This window comes from Pseudomonas sp. G1002, from assembly GCF_013385455.1.
GTDB lineage: Bacteria > Pseudomonadota > Gammaproteobacteria > Pseudomonadales > Pseudomonadaceae > Aquipseudomonas.
The window spans coordinates 165,386-186,789 of the sequence record NZ_JACAPY010000038.1 but is presented as its reverse complement, the minus strand read 5'-3'; the positions used below and the strand labels follow the sequence as shown (position 1 = coordinate 186,789).

Annotated in this window: 22 protein-coding genes, 1 tRNA gene and 1 riboswitch; of the genes, 8 read left to right on the top strand and 15 right to left on the bottom strand. The window is 61.3% G+C overall.

Translation table 11 applies throughout. From position 1 onward, the window contains the following. Positions 1–118 precede the first annotated feature (118 nt). The gene (locus tag HX801_RS25805; protein WP_087692622.1) at positions 119–1,027 is read right to left on the bottom strand and encodes a LysR family transcriptional regulator; all 909 of its coding nucleotides are present in this window, start codon (positions 1,025–1,027) and stop codon (positions 119–121) included. A gap of 95 nt (positions 1,028–1,122) precedes the next feature. On the opposite strand from HX801_RS25805, the gene HX801_RS25800 reads away from it, so the two are divergent. Next, positions 1,123–2,286: an MFS transporter gene (locus tag HX801_RS25800; RefSeq protein WP_177022967.1), complete on the top strand. Its 1,164-nt coding sequence runs from the start codon at positions 1,123–1,125 to the stop codon at positions 2,284–2,286. Then, a complete protein-coding gene (locus HX801_RS25795; protein WP_177022966.1) occupies positions 2,283–3,473 on the top strand; it encodes an MFS transporter in 1,191 nt (396 codons plus the stop codon). The genes HX801_RS25800 and HX801_RS25795 overlap by 4 nt, the downstream gene beginning before the upstream one ends. On the opposite strand, the gene HX801_RS25790 is transcribed toward HX801_RS25795, so the two are convergent. The 3 genes from HX801_RS25790 to HX801_RS25780 form a co-directional block, all read right to left on the bottom strand. After that, positions 3,466–3,774 carry an addiction module antidote protein gene (locus HX801_RS25790; protein WP_003212064.1) on the bottom strand — a complete coding sequence of 103 codons (309 nt, stop codon included), beginning with the start codon at positions 3,772–3,774 and terminating at the stop codon, positions 3,466–3,468. The two genes, HX801_RS25795 and HX801_RS25790, sit on opposite strands and share 8 nt — an antisense overlap. 2 nt (positions 3,775–3,776) lie before the next feature. Continuing rightward, the gene (locus tag HX801_RS25785; protein ID WP_087692619.1) at positions 3,777–4,070 is read right to left on the bottom strand and encodes a type II toxin-antitoxin system RelE/ParE family toxin; all 294 of its coding nucleotides are present in this window, start codon (positions 4,068–4,070) and stop codon (positions 3,777–3,779) included. A gap of 161 nt (positions 4,071–4,231) precedes the next feature. Continuing rightward, positions 4,232–5,044, bottom strand: coding sequence for a helix-turn-helix transcriptional regulator (locus HX801_RS25780; RefSeq protein ID WP_008437810.1), 813 nt, complete (start codon positions 5,042–5,044; stop codon positions 4,232–4,234). A 95-nt stretch (positions 5,045–5,139) separates the two neighbouring features. On the opposite strand from HX801_RS25780, the gene HX801_RS25775 reads away from it, so the two are divergent. The 3 genes from HX801_RS25775 to HX801_RS25765 all read left to right on the top strand — a co-directional run bounded on the left by HX801_RS25775 (position 5,140) and on the right by HX801_RS25765 (position 7,569). Beyond that, the gene (locus HX801_RS25775) at positions 5,140–6,036 is read left to right on the top strand and encodes an SDR family oxidoreductase (protein WP_177022965.1); all 897 of its coding nucleotides are present in this window, start codon (positions 5,140–5,142) and stop codon (positions 6,034–6,036) included. Positions 6,037–6,353: 317 nt separating this feature from the next. Then, positions 6,354–6,593: a DUF6124 family protein gene (locus HX801_RS25770; protein ID WP_003212057.1), complete on the top strand. Its 240-nt coding sequence runs from the start codon at positions 6,354–6,356 to the stop codon at positions 6,591–6,593. 169 nt (positions 6,594–6,762) lie between these two features. Continuing rightward, on the top strand, positions 6,763–7,569 hold the full coding sequence (locus HX801_RS25765; protein ID WP_177022976.1) for a polysaccharide lyase family 7 protein: 807 nt from the start codon (positions 6,763–6,765) through the stop codon (positions 7,567–7,569). Positions 7,570–7,674: 105 nt separating this feature from the next. On the opposite strand, the gene HX801_RS25760 is transcribed toward HX801_RS25765, so the two are convergent. From HX801_RS25760 to HX801_RS25715, 10 genes are all read right to left on the bottom strand, one after another. Next, positions 7,675–7,748, bottom strand: a tRNA-Gly gene (locus tag HX801_RS25760). Between the two features lie 137 nt (positions 7,749–7,885). Continuing rightward, the gene (locus HX801_RS25755; RefSeq protein ID WP_003212046.1) at positions 7,886–8,770 is read right to left on the bottom strand and encodes an alpha/beta fold hydrolase; all 885 of its coding nucleotides are present in this window, start codon (positions 8,768–8,770) and stop codon (positions 7,886–7,888) included. 305 nt (positions 8,771–9,075) lie between these two features. Continuing rightward, entirely contained in the window at positions 9,076–9,768 is a 693-nt protein-coding gene (locus HX801_RS25750; RefSeq protein ID WP_177022964.1) for a pseudouridine synthase, read from the bottom strand. Next, complete coding sequence (locus tag HX801_RS25745; RefSeq protein WP_008437822.1) at positions 9,768–9,980, bottom strand: cysteine-rich CWC family protein; 213 nt, start codon at positions 9,978–9,980, stop codon at positions 9,768–9,770. The genes HX801_RS25750 and HX801_RS25745 overlap by 1 nt, the downstream gene beginning before the upstream one ends. A 73-nt stretch (positions 9,981–10,053) precedes the next feature. Continuing rightward, positions 10,054–13,695, bottom strand: a complete 3,642-nt coding sequence (uca, locus tag HX801_RS25740) for an urea carboxylase (protein WP_177022963.1) — start codon at positions 13,693–13,695, stop codon at positions 10,054–10,056. 304 nt (positions 13,696–13,999) lie between these two features. Continuing rightward, complete coding sequence (locus HX801_RS25735) at positions 14,000–14,632, bottom strand: urea amidolyase associated protein UAAP2 (RefSeq protein ID WP_003212037.1); 633 nt, start codon at positions 14,630–14,632, stop codon at positions 14,000–14,002. A gap of 9 nt (positions 14,633–14,641) precedes the next feature. Next, the gene (locus HX801_RS25730; RefSeq protein WP_177022962.1) at positions 14,642–15,367 is read right to left on the bottom strand and encodes an urea amidolyase associated protein UAAP1; all 726 of its coding nucleotides are present in this window, start codon (positions 15,365–15,367) and stop codon (positions 14,642–14,644) included. Next, positions 15,364–16,128 carry an ABC transporter ATP-binding protein gene (locus tag HX801_RS25725; protein WP_003212032.1) on the bottom strand — a complete coding sequence of 255 codons (765 nt, stop codon included), beginning with the start codon at positions 16,126–16,128 and terminating at the stop codon, positions 15,364–15,366. The genes HX801_RS25730 and HX801_RS25725 overlap by 4 nt, the downstream gene beginning before the upstream one ends. Further along, positions 16,125–16,940 carry an ABC transporter permease gene (locus tag HX801_RS25720; RefSeq protein WP_003212030.1) on the bottom strand — a complete coding sequence of 272 codons (816 nt, stop codon included), beginning with the start codon at positions 16,938–16,940 and terminating at the stop codon, positions 16,125–16,127. The genes HX801_RS25725 and HX801_RS25720 overlap by 4 nt, the downstream gene beginning before the upstream one ends. A gap of 12 nt (positions 16,941–16,952) precedes the next feature. Continuing rightward, on the bottom strand, positions 16,953–18,020 hold the full coding sequence (locus HX801_RS25715) for a putative urea ABC transporter substrate-binding protein (protein WP_177022961.1): 1,068 nt from the start codon (positions 18,018–18,020) through the stop codon (positions 16,953–16,955). 61 nt (positions 18,021–18,081) lie between these two features. Then, a riboswitch (guanidine-I (ykkC/yxkD leader) is annotated at positions 18,082–18,182 on the bottom strand. A 302-nt stretch (positions 18,183–18,484) separates the two neighbouring features. Here HX801_RS25715 and HX801_RS25710 point away from each other — a divergent pair. Together HX801_RS25710 and HX801_RS25705 are read left to right on the top strand one after the other, a co-directional pair. Then, positions 18,485–18,841, top strand: coding sequence for a hypothetical protein (locus tag HX801_RS25710; RefSeq protein ID WP_003212026.1), 357 nt, complete (start codon positions 18,485–18,487; stop codon positions 18,839–18,841). Between the two features lie 160 nt (positions 18,842–19,001). Beyond that, positions 19,002–19,451 carry a DUF3757 domain-containing protein gene (locus tag HX801_RS25705; protein ID WP_008437833.1) on the top strand — a complete coding sequence of 150 codons (450 nt, stop codon included), beginning with the start codon at positions 19,002–19,004 and terminating at the stop codon, positions 19,449–19,451. On the opposite strand, the gene HX801_RS25700 is transcribed toward HX801_RS25705, so the two are convergent. Then, a complete protein-coding gene (locus HX801_RS25700) occupies positions 19,445–20,557 on the bottom strand; it encodes an enoyl-CoA hydratase/isomerase family protein (protein WP_008437835.1) in 1,113 nt (370 codons plus the stop codon). The genes HX801_RS25705 and HX801_RS25700 overlap by 7 nt on opposite strands. A gap of 135 nt (positions 20,558–20,692) precedes the next feature. On the opposite strand from HX801_RS25700, the gene ung reads away from it, so the two are divergent. Next, on the top strand, positions 20,693–21,385 hold the full coding sequence (gene ung / locus HX801_RS25695; RefSeq protein ID WP_003212020.1) for a uracil-DNA glycosylase: 693 nt from the start codon (positions 20,693–20,695) through the stop codon (positions 21,383–21,385). Positions 21,386–21,404 lie beyond the last annotated feature (19 nt).

The window sequence follows — 21,404 nt, the reverse complement described above, 5'->3', positions numbered from 1 at the left end:
ATCAACACTCTACCTACCAGCGGTCGATGACCGGTGTTTCTGTAGGGGCTGTATGCAGTGTATGAGCGCATGGGGACGGTGCCCGACGGAGGTATTGCGAGGTTTTTCGAGAGAACAATCAGGCTTTCTGACGAGCCTGCAGCAACTCATCAATTACCGTGAGAAATGCCGTGACCATCAAGCTGCTTGCGCCGCTGCGCGTAAGAACGAGCAGCCGTGCATACGCTTCCGCGTCCACCAACGGCCGATACGTCACGCCTTTGTTCATCAAACTCTGCGTACATTCCGGCACCAGCGCCACACCTTGTCCCGCCGCCACCAGTGCAATGATCGAGGTAATTTGCCGTCCCGACGGCCCGGCCCTCAGTGGCAAACCTTTGTGCCGATAAAGCTGCTCAATGGACTGGTTAAGCCCCGAGCCATAATCGGCTGGGAACAGAATCAACGGGTACCCACTCAACTGCGCCAGGCTGACCTCGGCCTGGTTGGCCAACGGGCTGTCGCTGGACACCGCCGCCACCAGCCGCTCCTCACCCAACGACAACGCTTGCACCTCAGTCTGACCGTCCTGGGGCAGTAACCGGCTCAAGCCGATATCCAGGCGGCCATCAGCCACCTGTGCGCCCAGGCTGCCGGAGGCGCATTCCACCAGCGTCAGTTGCACATCGGGAAAGCGTTGGGCGAAGGCTTGAATCGCCTGGCTGAACAAGTCCGACAGGGCTATCGAACTGACGTAACCCAGCGCCAGTTGCCCGGCGGCACCCGCCGCCAGTTTGCCCGCGATGACTTCAGCGAGGTCGACCTGCTCCAGCACCGCCCGTGCGTAGGGCAGGAACGCGCGCCCCTGGGGAGTGAGCGAAACCGTGCGACTGGTGCGGTCGAACAGGCGAAATCCCAGCTCAGTCTCCAGCGCGGAAATCTGCCGGGTCAACGGCGGCTGGGCCAGGTGCAGGCGAATGGCCGCTCGGCCGAAGTGCAATTCTTCGGCGACGGTCAGAAAGTAACGCAGCTTGCGTAGGTCGAGCATCCTGGCCCCAGGGTATTGATCGGTTCGAAATCGGTATTGGTCTCGGGTGTGCGGGTCATTCTATAAAGGCCTCAGATAATAAAACGAGAGGTTTCATGAAACCGCGCTTGCATTGTGCCCGTCTTGCCCTGTTCCTGTGTGGCTGCGCGGCGTTTCTCAACCTCTACGCCACCCAGAGCATTTTGCAGACCCTTGCCGCCAACTTTGAAGTGAGCGCCAGGGCGGCCGGTTGGAGCATTACCGTCACCACCTTGGCGGTAGCGCTGACCGCGCCCTTTGTCAGCCGCCTGACCGGGCGTTTTGAGCAACGCACGGTGATCTCGGCGGCCGCGCTGTTGCTGGCGTTGCCGGCGCTGATGACTGCCTATGCCAGCAGCTTTGCCGAACTGCTGGTGTGGCGCTTTATCGAAGGCATGCTGATCCCCGTGGTGTTCGCCACCAGCGTGGCCTACATCGGTGATCGCTGGCGCGGCGGCACCGTCACCGAAGTCACCAGCCTCTATGTGGCCGGCACCGTGCTCGGCGGGTTTGCCGGGCGCTTCGTCACCGGTGTAATGACCGAGTACGTCGGCTGGCGTGAAGCCTTCGAGCTGTTGGCAGTGTTGAGCCTGATGGTGGGCGGGTTTATCCAGTTCCTGCTGCCGGGCAATCCACCCCGAATTGCGCGACCTTCAACCACCTGGGCCGATGTGCTCGGCACGCCGTTGCTGGCAGCCTACGCCGTAGGATTTTGCGTGCTGTTCTCCCAAGTGGCGACGTTTACCTACGCTGGCCTTTACCTCAGCCAAGCCCCGTTCGACCTTGGCCCGGCGGCGCTGGGCACGATCTATATGGTGTTCCTGCTGGCCCTGGTGGTCATTCCCGTTGCCGGGCGCCTGAGCAAATCCCGCCCGCAATGCGAACTGCTGACGGCGGCTGCGGTGCTTGGCGTTTGTGGCTCGGGCCTGACCTTGCTGCCATCCCTGTGGTGCATCGTATTGGGCCTGGCCCTCAGCTCCACGGGCGTGTTCCTCGCCCAGGCCGCGGCCAGCGCCTTTACCACTGCCACCGCCCGCCACAACAAGGCCGGCGCCGTGGGCCTGTACCTCACCTGCTATTACCTGGGCGGCAGCTTCGGCGCCATCGTCCCGGCGCTGATCTGGGGGCGTTGGGGTTGGGTGGGGTGTGTGGCGCTGATCATCGGTTTCCAGCTACTGTCGTTGCTGATCGCCCTGGCGGGCTGGAAGCCCCTCCAACCTGAACTGAGCAAGACCTCATGAGCGATGCCGTTGCCCTGCCGGTACCCGAGACTTCCGCCCGTCGCCGCTCGTTGATCGCCGGCTGCAGCGCCCACGCGATTCACGATGGCCTGACCGATGTGATCTACGTGCTGCTGCCGATCTGGCAAGCGCAGTTCGGCATGACCTACGCCCAGGTCGGCCTGCTGCGCGGTGCCTATTCCGGGATGATGGCGGTGTTTCAGTTGATGGCCAGTCGTGCCGCCAAACGCTGGGGACGCACGCCGATGCTGGTGGGCGGCACGGCGCTTGCCGGTGTTGCCTATCTGTTGGTGGGGCAGGCGACCGGGTTGGGCATGTTGTTGCTGGCGCTGCTGTTGGGCGGGCTGGGGGCGAGTACCCAGCATCCGCTGGCTTCTTCGATGATCACCGACACCTACGAGAGCGGTGGTGGGGTCAAGGAAGCGCTGTCTCAATACAACTTCTCCGGGGACATTGGCAAAACCCTGGTTCCCGGGCTGGTCGGCCTGTTGCTGACCGTCATCAGCTGGCGCGCGAGCGTCACGCTTCTTGGAGTGCTGGGATTGGCCGCGGCGGGGTTGCTGTGGTGGCTGATCCCAACGCAGGCAGCGGCGTCTGCTTCCGGGAAAACCGCCAGGACACTGGTAGGAAGCGGCTCCGTCAGCGGCCTGCGTGCGCTGATCGTCACGGGCACACTCGACAGTGCCGTGCGCATGGGCTTTCTCACGTTTCTGCCCTTTCTTCTGCAAGCTAAAGGCGCCGGCACTGCGGGCATCGGTCTCGCGCTGACCATGCTGTTTATCGGCGGCGCCTTCGGCAAATTGCTCTGCGGCTACCTCGGCGCACGCATCGGCATGATGAAAACCGTGTGGCTGACGGAAACCGTCACGGCGCTGTTGATCGTCGCGGCGGTGTACCTGCCGTTGAGCGGGTTGATGGTGATATTGCCGGTGTTGGGGCTGGCGTTGAATGGCACCTCTTCGGTGCTGTACGGCGCGGTGCCGGATCTCGCTGGCGCAGGTAAACGAGAGCAGGCGTTTGCCGTGTTCTACACCGGCACCATCGGAGGTGGCGCGTTGGCGCCGGTTCTGTTTGGCGGGCTGGGGGACTTGATGGGCGTGCCGGTGGCGGTGATGGTGCTGGCGGGGATGTTGTTGCTGACGTTGCCGTTGGCGTGGGTGGTGCAGCAGGGCTGCTCACTCAAATAATCGAATGATTGGCGACATGCCCCGGCTGTGCTTGCAGATCGATACCCAGTGCGTGAAGCACCTTGAGTACCGTTTCGAAGCGGGGCTTTGCTCCAGGGGCAAATGCCTTGTACAGACTCTCACGGCCCATGCCGGTATCGGTCGCGACCCGCGCCATCCCGCGAGCTTTGGCCACGTACCCGACGGCCCTGAGGAACTCCTCGTTATCGCCGTCGGCCAGAACTTGAGAAAGGTATTCGCTGATGGCTTCATCACTGTCGAGCAGTGCCGCCATATCAAATGTCGTCAGTGTTTGGCTCATGATCAAACTTCCTTTGCCAGTTTTTTTGCTCGCCGGATGTCGGCGTCTTGTGAGGATTTGTCGCCACCGGCCAGCAAGACGATGACGGTTCTTCCTCGCTGCGTGAAATACACTCGATAACCCAGACCGATATCTACGCGCATTTCCGAGACCCCATTGCCTACCGTCTTTATATCGCCCAGATTGCCAGCAGATGCGCGATCGATGCGCCGGGCGATGGCGATTTTTGCGCGTAAATCACGTATTGCTGAATGCCAGGTAATGAAGGTCTGCGTTTGCTGGACATGATAGTTCACGGGTTCTCACTGTATCCATATGGATACTGGCTGGCAATAGGCATGAGCACGTGCGCGCGGCGCGGTTAGGCGCAGGAGAATGATGTGAGTAAGGCTAAGGATTCAAATGGTCTCTTGTTGCGAGCGATTGCAGTGTCGAAGTCTCTTGCAGTTGCTGGCGCCTAATCCATCAAGGATGCGATCCGCTGCGCATCCTCCGGCGTCGCCGGGTTGTACACCACCATATTCAGATCCTTGCGCCCATCGACCGCAAACACTGAATACTCAAATTCGATCGGCCCCAACACCGAATGGCGTATCCGCTTGATGCGATCACCATGGGCGCCCTGAACATCGTTTTCGCTCCACATCGCCTTAAATTCAGGGCTGCGTCGACACAGTTCATCCACCAGCGGCTGCACCTGCTCCGCCGCGCCTGAGCGCGCCGTATCAATCCTGAAAGCCCCCAGCACAAACCGCGCCACGCTTTCCCAGTCGTATTGGGCCGCGCGGGAATTGGGATCAAGGAACATGAACCGCAGGATATTTCGCTGTTCCGGCGCCTGGGATCCGTAGTCCATCAACATCACCGTCGCCGCCTGGTTCCAGGCCACCACATCCCAGGTCGCCGTACGCAGGATCGCGGCGCTGGGGTTCAAGGCATCCAGTACCCGTTGCAGGCGTGGCGTCACCGTTTCGTTTTGCTGGTAGCGCACTTCGGGTGGGCGTCCGAAGGCCAGCAGGAACAGATGCTCGCGTTCGATATCGGTCAACATCAGCGCATGGGCAATCCGCTCCAGCACTTCCACCGACGGCGCGCCGCCACGGCCCTGTTCGAGCCAGGTGTACCAGGTAGGGCTGATGTTCGCGCGTTGGGCCACCTCTTCGCGGCGCAAACCTGGCGTACGCCGTCGTGCCGATGAGAAGCCGAATGCCGCCGGATCAAGCCGGGTACGTCGGTCTTTCAGATAGCTGCCCAACTGGTTTGCGCTCATAGCCTGTTAGCCTCTATACCCTGATAACTTCACTACTTTACCCGTATAGGGCAAGCGCACAGATTAGTCTCTGAATACACACGGAGATACGGTTCATGCGCATATTTATAACGGGTGCCAGCGGATTTATCGGGTCGGCTGTCGTCAAGGAACTGATCTCGGCGGGCCATCAGGTGCTGGGGTTGTGCCGCTCGGATGACAAGGTGGCAGCGCTGGAGGCCGCCGGGGCTCAGGTACATCGTGGGTCGCTTGAGGACCTGGGAAGCCTCAAGTCTGGTGTTACCCAGGCGGATGGCGTGATTCACCTGGCGTTCAATCACGACTTCTCGAAATTCGTCGCGAACTGCGAGGACGACCGCCGGGTTATCCAGGCGCTGGGAGAGGCACTTGCCGGGTCGGATCGACCGCTGATCATTACCTCCGGTGTCGGAATTGCGAGCACCGTGCCGGGGCAGTTGGCGACGGAGGATGGTGCGGTGGTTACCTCAGCGCAGATTCCTCGTGCAGCGTCGGAAGAAGCAGCTAACGCTGTAGCCGCGACGGGGGTGAATGTGTCGGTGATGCGTTTGCCTCAAGTACACGACACCGTCAGGCAGGGGCTGGTTAGCCCGGTGATCGAGTTGTATCGCGAGAAGGGCGTTTGCGCTTACATCGCCGACGGGAAAAACCGTTGGCCGGCGGCACATATTCTGGATGTGGCTCGGCTCTACAGGCTGGCGATTGAAAAGGCCGAGCCGGGCACGAGGTATCACGCGGTGGCGGAGGAGGGTGTGTCGCAACGGGAGATTGCCGAGGTGTTGGGGACGCGGCTAGGGTTGCCGGTTAAATCCATTTCGGCGCAAGAGGCTCAGGGTTTTTTTGGTTGGTTGGCAAGGTTTACCGCTCACGATATGCCTGCATCCAGTGCGATCACGCGCAAGAAGTTGGGATGGGAACCGGTGGGGCCGGGGTTGCTTGCGGATCTTGCGCAGTTGGAGGGAACTGAAGGCTGAAGCGCGGATTGGCCTGAATATTTGAACCTTGCTCCATTGCCTACACAACCATCAGAATCGTCCCGGTTGTACGCCTTGGGCAACCTCTTTAAGGTTCGTCAGCCGCTGCCCATCAGCGGTCGGGTTTAGTAGCCCGGTGAAGTTTTGGCGTACGGCTGTTCTATCGGTCAGGCATCTTATTGCCTGTGCCTAATGGTAGCTGTGCGCAGGGCGTCTTCGGGCGCGCCGGTTCTGAAACTTCCCGGTCTACTAACCTGCGTACAGCTGCCACCCTATCTCCGTAGTACTGGGTGGTGGTCCTTCTTGAGGATCAACAGATGTGTACTGACTCGTATAACTCACCCGTAAGAATCTTCAGCGTACGTCCCGAAATCGGCACCGATGCATTGCTCGCCAACGCTTACGAAACCATTGCCGGCGCTGGCGCAATGACCAACGAATTTGCCGATAACCTGCCAGATAAGCATCGCAGTCTGGCCTTGGCGATTCAGCAAATGATTGAACTGGGGCTTTTACTGGTAGAAGCCGTGCAGGACCGAGTGGATCGGGTTTCTTGATTCTGTAAAAGGCTTTCCCTTCCAGGCCGCACATACCAAGGGAAGGGCAGCCCTCCAATATTTTTTTCTCTTTCGGCAGTAAGGCGCATTACATTGATTCGACACCCGCAACAGCTATCGGATCTGCTGGCGTTGGAGTTGGGGCTTTGACGAATAATTGGTGACGGTGATGCACGCATTTAAAGTGTTTGGCGCTAGAGTTATCGCGGTGTCGGTAGTGGCCATCGGAGCGATTTTTAACGGTGGAAATGCCTTTGCCCTGGATGCCACAAAACCCCCAGGCGACAACCTGTCCAACCTGAGCCGTGCCTACGTGCTTCAGGATTTCAATGCGCAAGGTCAGGCAGAAGAAATCGCGATCGGCGAAAATCTTCAGAACGCCTATTTCTACACAAACTGTTATCGCACATCGGGATGCCATCAAGGCGTGCCTGAAGGAGCGCTGGTATTCAACACACCCTCGGGTCTTGACGCGACGCCCAACAGTCACTACCCCCGTGTTGAGCTGCGGGCAAAAAGAGAGTTCACCGCAGGTGGGGTGTTTGATAATACCCAGTCCGGCGAGCTTTATGTGGTGCAAAATCCAAGCACAAAATCGATCATTTTTGCCCAGATACATGGCGACAAGGCGGGAGGTTCGGAGCTGCTGAAGCTTCGCTGGGAAGATGGCTCGATCGTCGCCGGGACCAAGACACGCTACGGGCAGAAGGAGCAACGGACAGTCTTGCTGACGGGGCTGAAGGTTAATGACAAGCTCAATTACAAGATTGAGGTCAAGGGCTCCGAGGGCGGCATGGTGCTGCTGGTTTCGGCTGCGGCGAATGGCAGGCAGGCCAGCCGGGAGTTCGATATTCCGCCATCGGGTTGGCAGGGCATCAATCTGTATTTCAAGGCCGGGAATTACAACCAGACCGCTGAGCAGGACGGCGGGGCCGCGATTGTGGCGTACAACGCCCTGGACGTCAGCTATCAGTAGGCCGCAGCGGACTTAAACGCCACCCATAAAAAAACCGGACACCAAGGACCGGTTTTTTTACACATCCCCCGTCAAAACCAGCCTGACGCAGGAGCAAAATCTGAGTGGAGCGGGTAGAGGGAATCGAACCCTCATCTAAAGCTTGGGAAGCTTTCGTTCTACCACTAAACTATACCCGCTCAGAGCGGCTGACTTTGTACCAGATGTGCTCGCGGATTTGAAGTTTTTCTTCGAAAATTCTGTGTTTTACGTGCCAACGGTCGATCGTGGGCAGGCGGCCCCCCTGGGAAATCCGGCCCGCCCACAACCCCACCGCTCATACGGCAAACGCATGCTGTGGCTGTGACGCGTGGTACCGCAACCGGCTTGGCTGCTGCTCCGGTCTTAAAAAGCCCATCAACGCCTCCCGGCTATCCCGGCACGCGGCCTTGTGCTCCATATCCAGAAAGTGCCCGGTCGCCTGAATCGTGCCGAAGCTGCTTTTCGCAATATGTTGCCCAAACAGCTTGGCATCCTGGGCACTGGTGTACTCGTCCCATTCGCCGTTCAAGAACAACACCGGTATATCAATCTGCTTAGCGGCCTTGAGGTAGCACAGCCGGTCGCTGTTGAGCACGTGGCTGATGTGAAAGTGCATCTGCCCATACTCGTGCTCGGCCAGGCTGCTCACGTGTTTGTGATTGAAGCGTTTGAACAGCGACGGCAGGTGTTTGCCGATGGTGCTGTTGACCAGGTGGCCCACGCGGTCGCGGTCGAGGTTGCCGAGGTAGTCGACACCGCGCTCCAGGTAGTCGCGCATCGGGGCGTTGATCACCGGGGAGAACGAGCTGATCACGGCCTTTTCCACACGGCGCGGGCGGTGGGCGAGGGCGACGAGGGTCGCGGCGCCGCCCCAGGAAAAGGACAGCACGTGTTCGGCGGCGAAGTGGTCGATGAGTTCCAGAAGGATCTGGCCCTCGACTTCTTTCGTCAGCATATGCTCGTGGCGGTTGTGGATTTTGGAGCGGCCAGCGTAGGGCTGGTCATACAAAACCACGTTGAACGTCGGGTGCAGGCTTTTCACGGTCTGGGCGAAAGACGCAGTGGTGGCCATTGAGCCGTTGACCAGGATGATGGTCTTGGCTGCTGCGTCCGCGCGATAGAACTCCGTGTAAACCCGATACTGACCCTGTATATCCAGCACAGCGATTTCTGGCCTCATGTCGTAAGACTCCTGGCAAGCGGGTAATGCGCGCAGATCACTCTGCACGAGCTTTGTGACAGGTAGGCATACGCCTGGAAGTGAGGGCCCATGTCGATCCGGTACTGGCTGGCCGACGGGTGTTGTTATGGCGGGCAATTTGCCGTGAGAGGCCCGCAGGTCAAGCGTGCGGACGGGCAAAGTGTTTCTTGTAGGTAGGGGTGACTCGCCAGTCAGATTGCGGCTGGCTGGGTAGATTCAAGCATCAGGGATGCCAGTTCGCCAGTCGATGGCGTGGGTTTTTGCCATCATCGGCTGAACGGTCATCAGACCTGTTGGATTTCAGCCTCTGTAAGCGCCCGGTAATGGCCTGGCGCAAGGGCTGCGTCCAACTCCAGCGGTCCCATGCGTTCGCGGTGCAGGCGCATCACTTTGTTGTCGAAGTGCCCGAACATGCGCTTCACCTGGTGATAACGCCCTTCAATGATGCTCAGGCGCGCCGTTCTGGGGCCCAATAGTTCCAGTTCCGCCGGTTGGGTGGTGAGGTCTTCAAAGGCGAAGTACAGGCCGGCGGCGAAGGTGGCCGCGTATTGCGGGCCGATGTCCTGCTCGGTCTCGACGTAGTAGACCTTGGGCAGTTTGGTTTGCGGCTGGGTCAGGCGGCGCGACCACTGGCCGTCGTTGGTGATCAGCATCAGGCCGGTGGTGTTGAAATCCAGACGACCGGCGATGTGCAGCTCGTGCTTGTCAGGTTCATCCAGCAGGTCGAGCACCGTGGGGTGTTGCGGGTCGGACGTGGCGCTGACGCAGCCCTGGGGTTTGTGCAGCATGAAGTAACGCGCGGGTTTGCCGGCTTGCAGCACTTCGTCATCCAGCAACACACGGCTGAACTCGCTTACCGGGTGGTGCGGATCGCTGGTGGCCTGGCCGTCGACGCTGATCCGCCGCTCCACCAGCAACAGGCGAACCTGTTTACGGTTGAAACGGGGCAGGTTGCTGAGGAAACGATCTACGCGCATTACGACCGCTCGTTGCCGCGCAGTTGTTCGTCCACCTGAGCACAACGCGGGCACAGGCAGGCTTTATTGCGCAGTTCCGCCGGCAAGGCTTCGAGCACTGCGGGGTCGATGCTGACGGAATAGCACCAGCACGCCTGGTCGGCAGTGCGCGGGTCGGCCAGGACGCAATCGTTGCGGGCGCCGCAGGCGGGGCAGAGGGTTGGCGTGGTCATCGGTCGGTTCAGGCTGTATCGGACAAGGTCCCGGTGAAACCCGGTGTGCCTTGCACGATACAGCCCCGCCGCGTTATTGCAAATCACGCTCCAGCACCACCACCCGTTGGCCTGCGCCAATGCCGCTGCCGGGCTGCACCGGAATTTCCCGCACGGTACCGGCGAACGGTGCGACTACCGGGATTTCCATTTTCATCGACTCCAGGATCACCAGCACATCCCCCGCCGCCACGCGTTCGCCAGCGCTCACCTGCACTTGCCAGAGATTGCCGGCGATGTGGCTGTCGATGCTGTATTCGTTGGCCTGCAAGGGCGTGTCTGCGCCCTGTGGTGCGGCGAGTTCCTCGCTGTCGAAATGCGCCTGGCCGCTGGCGATCCAGCGTTCGCGTTCGGCGTTGAACGCGCGCTGCTGTTGCCCGCGAAACGCGCCGATGCTTTCGGCTTCCTGCGCGAGAAAGGCCTGGTAATCCGTCAGGTTCAACTGGCTGTGTTCGATGCTCAGTTCAAACCGCCCAAGGGGGAAATCCCGGCGAATCTGCACCAGCTCATCGGCGCTCACCGGGTAAAAGCGGATCTGGTCGAAGAAGCGCAGCAACCACGGTTTGCCATCGAACGCGGCGACTTCCCGGTAGCGGTTCCACATCTGCAAGGTACGCCCGACGAACTGATAACCGCCGGGGCCTTCCATGCCGTACACGCACAGGTAGGCGCCACCGATGCCCACGGAGTTTTCGGCGGTCCAGGTGCGTGCCGGGTTGTACTTGGTGGTGACCAGGCGGTGACGCGGGTCCAGCGGCGTGGCCACGGGCGCGCCGAGGTAGACGTCGCCCAGGCCCATCACCAGGTAGCTGGCATCGAACACGGTGTGGCGCACTTCGTCGAGGTTGGCCAGGTCGTTGATGCGGCGGATGAACTCCAGGTTGCTCGGGCACCACGGGGCATCCTTGCGCACGGTGGTCATGTATTTTTCGATCGCCAGTTGGCAGGCCGGGTCGTCCCAGGACAGTGGCAGGTGGACGATGCGCGACGGCACTTGCAGGTTTTGGCTGGCGCAGACGGCGTGCCATTCGGCGGTGATCAGCGCCAGGAGGTCGGCGAGGGTAAGTTGTTCGGGCTGGTAGTGGATTTGCAGGGAGCGGATGCCGGGTGTCAGGTCGATGACGCCGTGCAGGGCTTGTGCTTCGAGGGCTTGCATCAGGGCGTGGGCGCGAAAGCGCAGCACCAGGTCGAGTTCCGGAGCGCCGATTTCCAGGAGCAGGTGGGTGTCGCCGGCGAGGCGGGCGACCAGGCGGGTGTCGGCCTGGCCGATGTCCAGAACAACAGGCGACCTGATCATTCCCACGCTCTGCGTGGGAATGCATCCTGTGACGCTCTGCGTCATTGCGTCGACAGCGGGACGCGGAGCGTCCCAGGCGGCATTCCCACGCAGAGCGTGGGAACGATCCCATTTCAAGGCGAGGTCGCGGGCAGTCTTGATGTCGACGGGGGTGAAGCAGATTTTGTCACCCGCCTTGAGCTGGCCCAACTGCCACAAGTCCGCCTCGATCACCGTCACCGGGCATACAAACCCACCCAGGCTCGGGCCGTCGGGGCCGAGGATCACCGGCATGTCCCCGGTAAAATCCACCGCACCGATCGCATACGGATTGTCGTGAATATTCGACGGATGCAACCCCGCCTCACCGCCATCCGTACGCGCCCACAGAGGCTTCGGCCCGATCAACCTCACACCCGTGCGGCTGGAGTTGAAATGCACTTCCCACTGGGTGGCAAAGAACGTCTCGATGTACTCGGGCTTGAAGTATTCCGGCGCGCCGTGGGGGCCGTAGATCACCCGCAGTGTTCGCACCTCGCCAAGCGGTTCAGGCACTAGCGTATTGCCGCAACTGACATCCTCCAACGGCAGTAAGTGCAACACATCACCCGCCCGCAAAGCCCGCCCGCCATGCCCACCAAACTGGCCAAGGGTGAAGGTACTTTTGCTTCCCAGATAATCCGGAACCTGCAGCCCGCCGCGCACGCAAAGGTAGCTGCGAGCACCGGCCCCGGCGATGGTGCCCAGGCTCAAGGTTGCGCCCGCCGGGATCAGCAACGCGGTGTTCATCGGTACCGCTTCATCATTCAAGCGCAGCACAATGTCTGCACCGGTCACCGCCACCACCGCCGCACAATTGAAGCGCAGCAACGGCCCGCTCATGGTGATTTCCAGCGCAGCGGTGCCCTCGGCATTGCCCAGCAGGCGATTGCCCAGGCGCAGCGCGCGACTGTCCATCGGCCCCGACGGCGGCACGCCTACGGCCCAGTAACCGAGGCGCCCCGGATAGTCCTGCACACTGGTTTGCGTGCCGGCGCTGAGCACTTCAAACGTGTTGGCGTGGTACACCAAATCTTCAAGGCAGCGCGTCCACGGATGGCCACTGGCGAACGGTGTAGCGAGCAGAATCTGGCGCAGATAATCGCGGTTGGTTTCCAGGCCGTACAGTTGGCTGTTGCTCAGGGCTTGATGCAAATCCAGGCGTGCCTGTTCGCGGGTCAGCGCCCAGGTGATGAGCTTGGCGATCATCGGGTCGAAGTAGGGCGGAATCTCGCAACCGGCCTCCACCCACGTGTCGATGCGCAGGCCTTCAGCGACCGGGAAGTCCACATACGTCAAAAGCCCCGGGCTTGGCTGAAACTCCCGGCCCGGATCTTCGGCGTACAGGCGTGCCTGAATCGCGTGGCCGTGAGGCTTCAGTTGCAGTTCCCGCAATGGCGGCATTTCCCCGGCGGCCAATTGCACCATCCAGCGCACCAGGTCCACGCCCCACACTTGCTCGGTGACGCCATGTTCCACCTGCAACCGGGTGTTCACTTCCAGAAAATAGAAGCGGCCATCGGCGCTATCAAAGATAAATTCCACGGTGCCGGCGCTGCGGTAATTCACTGCCTTGGCCAGGGTGATGGCGGCACGGCACAGCTCATCCGCCATGCCGTCGGGCAGGTTCGGCGCCGGGGTTTCTTCAAGCACTTTCTGGTTGCGCCGCTGCACCGAACAGTCGCGCACGCCGAGGGCGATCACCTCGCCGCCGCCGTCACCAAACACCTGCACTTCCAGGTGCCGGGCGTGCTGGATGTACTTCTCGATAAACACACCGGCATCGCTGAAATTGTTCTGGCCCAGGCGTTTCACCGCCTCGAAACAGTCGCGCAATTCATCGGCGCTTTGGCACACGCGCATGCCGATCCCGCCACCACCGGCGGTGCTTTTAAGCATGATCGGATAGCCCACGGTTTCCCCGGCCAGTAGTGCGGCGTCGAGGCTGTTGAGCAGCTCGGTGCCTTCCAGCAGCGGGATGTTGTGCTGCCTGGCCAACGCGCGCGCGGTGTGCTTGAGGCCGAACACCCGCAGCTGCTCCGGCGTCGGGCCGACGAAGGCGATGCCTGCTGTTTCGCAGGCTTCGGCGAAGGCGGCGTTTTCCGATAGAAAGCCATAGCCGGGATGAATCGCGGTGGCGCCACAGGCCTTGGCCGTGGCGAGGATTTTCTCCACCGACAAATAGGTGCCGGCCGCCGCGCCTTCGCCCAGGCTGTAGGCCTCATCCGCTTGCTGGATATGCAGGCTGGCGGCATCGGCTTCGGAATACACCGCCACGCCCTTGACCGAAAGCTCACGCAAGGTGCGCAGGATGCGGCAGGCAATGGCGCCACGGTTGGCGATCAACAGTTTTTCGAACATGGCAAAACCCCGCAGGCCGATGAGTGCTCGGCCTTGTCCTGGGATGCGGGTCGTCCCGCAAATGTGGATGGCGCTGCGGTCGTCCGCAGCGCAAATTTCAACACCAATGGAGATCAACTGTGGGAGCCGGGCTTGCCCGCGATGGCGGTGGATCAGTCACCCCATATGTCGGCTGATCCACCGCTATCGCAGGCAAGCCAGCTCCTACCGGTCATCTCCACAGTTGATCTTCAGCGTTTTCGCAGGCACTGCCCGGCCCGGGCCTGGCACAGGGCGAACAACCACTGGCGCAACCGCTTGATCTTCAGTTCCATACCAGTAACTCCGCAGGGGTTGGGTTGTAGCCGTTGCACGGGTTGTTCAGTTGCGGGCAGTTGGAGATCAGTACGATCACGTCCATCTCGGCCCGCAGGTCGACGTACTTGCCGGGGGCGGAAATCCCGTCCTCGAAGGTCAACCCGCCATCGGCGGTCACCGGCACGTTCATGAAGAAATTGATGTTCGGCCCGATGTCGCTTTTACCCAGCCGGCCATCGTGGGCACAGGCCCGCAGATAGTTGTCACGGCAGCTGTGCATGTAGCGTTTTTCCAGGGCGTAGCGCACGGTGTTGCTCTCTTGGGCGCAGGCGCCGCCAAGGGTGTCGTGGCGTCCGCAGGTGTCGTCGACGATGGTCAGCATCGGCTGGCCGAGGTTGGAATACAGCACGCTGCCGGTGCTCAGGTACACGCTGTTTTGCCGACGCAGGGTGCGCTGCACGTCGTAGCGTTCCCTGGGGTTTTTCAGGCTGTAGAACAGCGTGTCGACCGCCTGGTTGCCCTCAAGGTCGAGGATGCGCAGGGTCTGGCCGGCCTTGACTTCCATCAGCCAGGGTTCGCCGGCGGGAATGGTCGCGCGGTACACGGCCGCGTCCGGTTGTTTGGCGAGTGCGATAGACATGGCAGGTCCTCAGGCGAACAGACGGTCGGTGTTGATAAAGCCGCGCTCGTTTTCCGGGCGCGAGGTACGGCAGTGTTCGGCGACGCTTGGGTCGGCGTTCATCCAGCTGAGTTTCAGCGGCTGCGGCGCGTACTCGGGGTTGGGGTCCATGGGATGTTGCAGCGCGGTGAGCACCACCAGTGTGTCCATCGGTGCGTAGAGTTCGATGTAGTCGCCGGCCTTGGAGTGACCGGGGACAAAGTGCAGGCTGCCAGCTTCATCTACCGTGACTTTGCTGAACAGGTTGAGGGTCATCAGCAGGTCGGACAGCCCCAGGCCCCACTTGCCCAGTTCCACCAGCAGGTTGTCGGTGCCGTTGCGGTAGAAGCCGTTGCGCAGCTCTTGATAGCGGCCTTTGCCATATTTTTCCGCGACCTCGGAGGCGCATGACACGCCGCCGATACTGTCACTCCAGCCGCAGGTGTCGGCGGTGATGGCAGCCAGCACGCGGCCCATGTCCGAGTACAGGCAATGGCCGTTGGTGAGCTTGGCGGTGTGTTGGCATTTGAGGCTGTCGGGCAGGTTCAGGCGCTCGGTTTTTTCATTGGCATTGAGCAGGGTCAAGCTGACGTTGGCGCCGCCGCGAATGTCGGTGAGGCGCAGCAGTTGGCCGCGCTTGAGCACAAAGGAACGGTGGCCGCCGCCGGGGAGCATTTCCTCGGCGAAGGGTTTGAACAATTGAGTTGAGTCGGTCATTTGGAAGTGGCTCCAAGTTCGGCGGCGATCGCCTTGCGGCGCTCGCTGTTCAAAGGGATGTCGTAGGTGATGCGGGCGCCGTAGGCGCCGGGGGCGTGTGGGTCGAGGCGCACCTTGTCGAACACCAGCAAGCGGGTGCCGAGGCTGAAGCCTTCGCTGAGGTCGTGGGTGACCATGAACACCGTCAGCCTGGTTTCGCGCCACAGCTCCAGCAACAGCAGGTGCATGTCTTTGCGAATGCCCGGGTCGAGGGCGCCGAAGGGTTCGTCCAGCAGCAACACGCGGGGCTTCATGATCAGCGCCTGGGCGATGGCCAGCCGCTGCTGCATACCGCCGGAAAGCTGCGCCGGGTACTTGTCCAGGGCATGGCCCAAACCGACTTTATGCAGCAGCGCTGCGGCCTGTTCCCGGGCCTGTTTTTTCGCGCTGCCGAACAGGCGGCCGAGCAACGCTGAACGCGGCAACTCAAGGCCCAGCGCAACGTTGTCCAGCACCGTCAGATGCGGGAACACCGAGTAGCGCTGGAACACCACGCCACGGCTGGCATCGGGTTCGGCGGCGAGCGGTTTACCGTCCAGCAGGATCTCGCCATGGCTGGCGGTCTCCTGCCCCAGCAGCAGGCGCAGGAAGGTCGATTTGCCGCAACCGGAGGTGCCGACCAGGGTGCAGAATTCGCCTTCGGCCACGTGCAGGTTCAGGCGCTCCAATACCACCTGGTCGCCATAGCGCTGCCACACATTGTTGACGCTGATAAAACTCATGCCCGCGCTCCTTCGTACCAGGGGAACGCGCGCCGCGTCAGGGCCTTGAGGCCCCAGTCCATCAGCCAGGCCAGCAGGGTGATCCACACCACGTAGGGCAGGATCACGTCCATCGCCAGGTAGCGGCGCACCAGGAAGATCCGGTAACCCAAACCGTCGGTGGAGGCGATGGCTTCGGCTGCAATCAAGAACAGCCACGCCGAGCCGAGCATCAAGCGCAGGGAGATCAGCAAACGTGGCAGCAATTGCGGCAGCACCACCCGCAGCATCAGGGTCCAGGTGGAGGCGCCGAGGGTCTGTGCCTTCACCAGCAACTCCACGGGAATTTCCCGTGCCCGCTGTTCCAGGTCCCGCGCCAGGGCCGGGGTGATACCGATCACGATCAGCATCACTTTCGACAATTCCCCCAGCCCGAACACGATGAACAGGATCGGCAGGATCGCCAGCGGCGGCACCATCGACAGCACCGTCAGTAACGGCGACAACGGTGCGCCAAACAGCGGCAAGGTGCCGGCTGCAATGCCCAGGCACAGGCCGGCGAGGGCGCTGATGCCCAGGCCGATCGCCAGGCGGCGCAGGCTTGAGGCGCTGTCTTGCCACAGCACGTATTCACCGGTGCGAGTGTCGGCGCTGAAGGCCAGGCGTTTCACTGCGTCGCCCATTTGTGCGGCGCTGGGCAGCAGCTTGTCGTTGGGGTTGTCTGCCAGGCGCTCGGCCGAGCCCACGAAGTAGGCGAACAGCAGCAGGGCGAAGGGCAGCAGCACCAACAGCAGGCGACTGGAGCGTTCCGGGTGACGGTTGATCAGGCGCATGGCCGGGTCCTCTTACAGCGTGCCGTCGGCGGCCATCTGTACGTAGCTGGGGTCGAAATGCAGCTTGAGGTTGGCGGTGTCACCGCGGGTCACGCCATTGGCGAAGCTCATGCCCACGGCGTTGGTGTCCTTGGCACCTTCACCCAGCAGGCCGTGTTTAAACGAGAACTCGGCGACTTTGTCCATGGTGGCGGGCAACTGCGCGCTGGTGGCAAAGGCCAGGGCTTCCTTGGGCGTGGCGAACAGCTTGGTGGTGTCCAGTTGCGACTGGAAGCCCTTGAGGTCGGTGCCGGAGGCCTTGGCCATGTGTTCCAGGGCGTCGGTGCTGACGGCGTTTTTCGCGTTCATCAGCGCCACCACTTCAAACCAGGCGCCGGTCAACGCTTTGCCCAGCTTGGGGTTGTCCTTGAGGGTCTGGGTGTTGACCACCATCATGTCCATGATTTCGCCGGGCACTTTGCTGGAGTCGAACACTTCGGTGACGCCGGGCTTGGCCTTGATCTCCGAGAGCATCGGGTTCCAGGTGGTGACGGCCTTGACCTGGTCGGTGTTGAAGGCGGCGGCGATGTCGGCGTCGGAGGTGTTGACCACTTTCAGGTCTTTTTCGCTGAGGTTGGCCGACTCCAGGGCGCGGGCCAGCAGGTAGTGGGACACGGAAAGTTCCACCAGGTTGACGTTCATGCCCTTGAGGTCGGCGACGGTCTTGCCTTCACCTTTGATGACCACGCCATCGTTGCCATTGGAGAAGTCGCTGACCACCAGCGCGGTGCTGTCCACGCCGCCGGCGGCGGGAATGGTCAGGGCGTCCATGTTGGTCATGGTGCAGCCGTCGAACTGGCCGGCGGTGTACTGGTTGATGGATTCGACGTAGTCATTGAGCTGCACCATGTCGATCTTGATGCCGTACTTCTTGGCCCACTTGTCGAGGATGCCTTGGCTGCCGGCGTATTCCCACGGCATCCAGCCGGCATAGATCGTCCAGCACACGCTGAAATGGTCTTTGGGGGCGGCTTGGGCGGAAAAACTCACCACGGCGGCGAAGGCGGCGGCGAGCAGGGCGGGTAAACGTATCGAGGGCATGGATGCTTCTCCAGTTGATCAAGGGCGAGCAGGAGCAACGCGGCACCGTGAACGGTGGCTTGTCTCCCGGGCTTTTATCCCGCCGTGTAACCTCAACTGGAGGTCGCCGACTCTCGGACCAGCCACTCGCCTTAGCGAGCCGGAACCCTAGTCAGCCATTGCAAATTGTGGTGCCGCGAACCTGTGATGACTCCTGCACGGGAGAGGTAAAGCGAGAGTCGTGCCAAGTGGCACGGGTGCAGTAATGGCGCGGGTTGGCGCGAGGAAGAGGGCGAAACGTGCGGTGAATATGCGTCGTGGTGGTGCGGGGTTGCACTGCAATGAGGCGACCGGCAGATGTATCAATCTATGTCTAAATCGCACCAGATTCCGTTTTTGATGTCAGATATTTCGTCAGGCAGTGAAAGCTGTTTGCCGCCCCCCAGCGTCGCTGGGTGTGCTCTTCCGCGGTCCAGGAGGCCGCCATGTATCGTCGACTGCTTCTCATCGCTTTGCTCGGCTTGACCCTTTCTGCGTGCGCGCCTTATTACGGTGGCGGCCAGGCCTACTACGGTTCCGAGGTCTACACGGCGCCCGCGCCGGCGTATTACTACGGCGGCGGCCCGTATTACCATTACCGCCAGGGTTACTACCCGCCACCGCAGCGTTATTACCCGTCGCCGCGTTATTACCAGCCGGCGCCGCGCTATTATCCTGCGGGGCCGCGCGCGGGTTATCGGCCTTACCCAAACCAGGGTTGGGGCAACAGTCACTGGGGTAATGGTGGCGGACATGGCCAGGGTGGTGGTCAGGGTGGAGGCCGTGGCGGCGGTCATCGCTGATAGGAATAATTGGAAAAACGGCGCTCAGGCGCCGTTTTTGTTTACCGTTGGTCGGCACTGTCATATTTGACAGCTATCCTCTGGGTTACGCCTGTAGTTAATTGGGAGCAGTCGCCTGTTTGGCGTATCGCTTCCAGCATCGACTGATGGAACCCATGACATGAACGTCAGCCCGCTCTACCTGTTATTTTTTGCTTTTCTTGGCGTCAGTACGTTGGCAGCAGCGCAATCCTGTCCTTACCCGAGTGCTGTACGCTACGTTGACGGTCACTTTCAGGGAACTGACAGCGACTCGCCATGGATAAGCCAGGCAATGAGCGACGGGGAATTCGTGGAAACCTTTGTCGGCGCGCTTTTTACTCCTAGCGAGCAGGACGAGCGCAAGCATGGCTATCTGGAAAAGTGCATTTATAAAACCCTGAGGGGTAAGACAGTCACCCTGAGGTACGGCACGGCCCAAGCCGGGGGGGCGATGTCGCTGGCAGATACCACGCATTGGGTACCGGGCACCGATGCTTTCGGGCAACAGATTTTCCAGTGCGACGACCACCAACCCGATAATTGTGCCTTCACGTTCGAGGGCAAAAAAGCGCCGACGGGCGCTCAATAGTCAGACAGGTCCGCCAGCGGATGCCGCCCTTCCCAGACCTTGTGGAAGTGCGCCTGCACCACGGCCTCGGGGATCAAGTTGATGTCCGGCCAGTGCCAGTGTGGCTGCTGGTCCTTGTCGATCAACCGCGCCCGCACACCTTCGCTGAATTCCGGGTGACGGCAGCAGTTCAGGCTCAAGGTGTATTCCATCTGGAACACCTGGGCCAGGGACAGGTGCCGCGCTCGCTGGATCTGTTCCCACACCAGGTGCGCGGTCAGCGGGCAGCCTTCGCTCAGGGTCTTGCCTGCGCGGCGGAGCAGCGGGTCGGTGTGATCGCGTAACTGGCTCAAGGCTCGCCACGCACAGCGCACATCCCCCACGTCCAGCCACTCGTCGATCTGCCCACGGCGCGGCAGCCATTGGGCTTCGGGCAACTGGCCGGCGGCTTCCTGGGCCAGGGCCTTGAGCAGGCTGTTGAGCTGCATGTCGGTCTGTTCCTGCCAGTTCAGTTGCAGCAGGCCTTCAAGCAGTTCGTCTTGTTGTTCATCCAGCAGGAAACGGTCAGCCAGGCCCAGGTCCAGGGCGTCGCGGCCATTCATATGGGCGCCGGTCAGGCCGAGGAACAACCCCAACTTGCCGGGCAGGCGAGACAGGAACCAACTGGCGCCCACGTCCGGGTACAGGCCGATGCTGATTTCCGGCATGGCCAGGCGGCTGCTCGGAGTGACGATGCGCACGGCGGCGCTTTGCAGCAAGCCCATGCCACCGCCCAGCACATAGCCGTGGCCCCAGCAGATCAGCGGTTTGGGATAGGTGTGCAGGCGGTAGTCGAGGCGGTACTCCGCGGCGAAAAATTGCGCGGCCAGCGCCGGTACTTCGCCGGGATGTTCACGGCAGGCCTGGGCCAGGCTGCGCACTTCGCCACCGGCGCAAAAAGCCTTGGGGCCATTGCCGCGCAGCAGCACGCAGACGATTTGCGGGTCTTTGGCCCAGGCGTCCAGGCGTTCGCTCAGGGCCAGGATCATCGGCAACGACAAGGCATTGAGGGATTTTTCCGCGTCCAGGCTGGCGATGCCAACGCGGGCGCCGCCGGTGCCAATCAGCTCTTCGAAGTGCAGGTTCATCATGACCTCAATCGAGAAAGTGAAGGTTCAGTATGATCGCTTCGCAGGAAAGTGCGGTATCTGCGTCAGATCAATTGACAAGCAAGGTCGGCTTTCCTAGGGTTCGCCTCATTCTTTTGACTAGACAGCGTAACCATGACCACCGACGACCGTATCAAACTCGAACCCAGCTGGAAACACGCCCTGCGTGACGAGTTCGACCAGCCGTACATGGCCCAGTTGCGGGAATTCCTGCGCCAGGAGCACGCGGCAGGCAAGGAGATCTACCCACCCGGCCCGATGATCTTCAACGCACTCAACTCAACGCCCCTGGACAAGGTCAAGGTGGTGATCCTCGGCCAGGACCCGTATCACGGCCCGGGCCAGGCCCACGGCTTGTGCTTCTCGGTGCAACCGGGCGTGCCGGCACCGCCGTCGCTGGTCAATATCTACAAAGAACTCAAGCGTGACCTGAACATCGACATTCCCAACCACGGCTACCTGCAAAGCTGGGCCGACCAGGGCGTGCTGATGATCAACACCACCATGACCGTGGAGCGCGCGAATGCCAACGCCCATGCGGGCAAGGGCTGGCAGTTCTTTACCGATCGGATTATTGAAGTGGTGAGCGAGCATCAGCCGCACCTGGTGTTCTTGCTGTGGGGCGCCCATGCGCAGGGCAAGCAGAAGCTGATCGACGCCACCAAGCACCTGGTGCTGACGTCGGTGCATCCGTCGCCGTTGTCGGCCTATAGAGGGTTTATTGGCTGCGGGCATTTCAGCCGCACCAACAAGTTTCTTGAGCAGAATGGCGAGACGCCGATCGAGTGGCGATTGCCGCCGGTTTGACATAGCTCCAATGTAGGAG